This is a genomic window from Ruoffia halotolerans, from assembly GCF_014049385.1.
GTDB lineage: Bacteria > Bacillota > Bacilli > Lactobacillales > Aerococcaceae > Ruoffia > Ruoffia halotolerans.
Genome location: NZ_JACAOA010000066.1, coordinates 1 through 1,494 on the forward strand (window position 1 = coordinate 1; position 1,494 = coordinate 1,494).

General features: G+C 40.0%; 1 protein-coding gene. It reads right to left on the minus strand.

Going from position 1 to position 1,494, the window contains the following annotated elements:
• Positions 1 to 42: 42 nt before the first annotated feature.
• Entirely contained in the window at positions 43 to 1,365 is a 1,323-nt protein-coding gene (locus tag HW423_RS10920; protein ID WP_218931895.1) for an ISL3 family transposase, read from the minus strand.
• Between the last annotated feature and the right edge of the window lie 129 nt (positions 1,366 to 1,494).

Genomic DNA, 1,494 nt, shown 5'->3' on the forward strand with positions numbered 1-1,494 from the left:
GGCTCTTTGTCAAATAGGGTTGATGACCCATTTTAATCAAGATCAAGCAGCATAAGTTGTTGCTTGATCTTTTTTATTTGTCTGAGGGACATATAATCGCGTCATAAGTAAAATACGGTCTCTAAAATGACTGTAATTTCGATAGCCGTAGGCTGTTCGTTTCAATACTTTAATTTTATTATTAATACCTTCGATCGGGCCATTCGTTAAACCTGGATACGAGAACGTGTTGTGAATATACGTTTGGTACTTCTTAAAAGAACGTAAGACACGCCTTAACCCAGCTGGAAGCTGAAGTTGCTTCGCCTGAATTAAGGTAGATTCAAATCGTGGCCAATTGTTGGTACGGTAGGCATCCCCTAATTGATGGACAATCTGATAGGTGGCTTTTAGTTGGGTATCTTGAGCCAGTAAATAATCCACAATTCCTTGCGTATTCGTCAGCCAATCAAATAAAGGAAATCGGTGATAGGTTGTGGCTTTGAGGTCATTCGGATTTTTTTGGATTAACTTCCAATAGCGTTTTAATTTATTATATAATCGGCGGTCTTTGGTTCGAATGGTATTCATAAACTGCACACGATACTGCGATAATTCACGGTTTAAAGCCTGTATCAAGTGAAAGGGATCCATGATAATATCGGCATTGGGAAACCATCGATGAATGACTTGAATATAAGGTTCGTACATATCAATAGTGACAGATTTAACCTGACGGCGCACAGCGAGATCATAGCGAATAAAATAGTTTTTTAAAGAGCCCGCTTTTCGGTCTTCGACCACATCGACGACTTGATGATTTATAGCGTCGCAGTAAATAAAACTCATGGCGGCTTTGACTGATTTGACACTTTTGAATTCATCAAAACAGAGGTGCTCGGGTAACGAAGATGTGGGACGGATCCGAAGCGTAGCGGCAGCCTGATGAATGACGCGACGCACGGTATTCGGGGAAACATGGGTATCTTTGGCAATATCTACCTCTGACATCACACGTGTTGCCCGATCCATAATCATTTGTGTGACCCGCTTAGAAATAAAACAGTGAGGGTCCACAAAGGACGTTTTCGCTGTAAAGCTTTGGCCACAGGTTTTACATTTGAAGCGTTGTTTGGCTAAGTTTAAGTAGGCAGGAAGTCCCGTTATGCTCGCTAAAGTCAGACGAGAGTGACGCGTCCCATTTTTAACGACTTGATAGGCATCATTGACGATACCACAACATTCACAGGCTTTAGGAACATACGTTAATGTGCCAAAGTAAAACAAAGATAAACGGCCTTTATAATGCTGTTCTTCAACACGGTCCATATCGATCGTGATATTTGGGTCTTTTAATTGAAAGGTTTTTTGGATAAAATGGTTCATGCGTAGATATTCTCCTTATGTTATTTGGTGGTACTTTTAATATAACGAATATCTGCGTCTTTTAGAAGACACAAAGATAGGGTTGATGACATTTTAATTTTTGTCATCAACCCTATTTATTGTAGAACC

Coding starts and splice junctions, on each gene's coding strand:
- HW423_RS10920 (WP_218931895.1), bottom strand. CDS start 1,365: ATGAACCATTTTATCCAAAAAACCTTTCAATTAAAAGACCCAAATATC.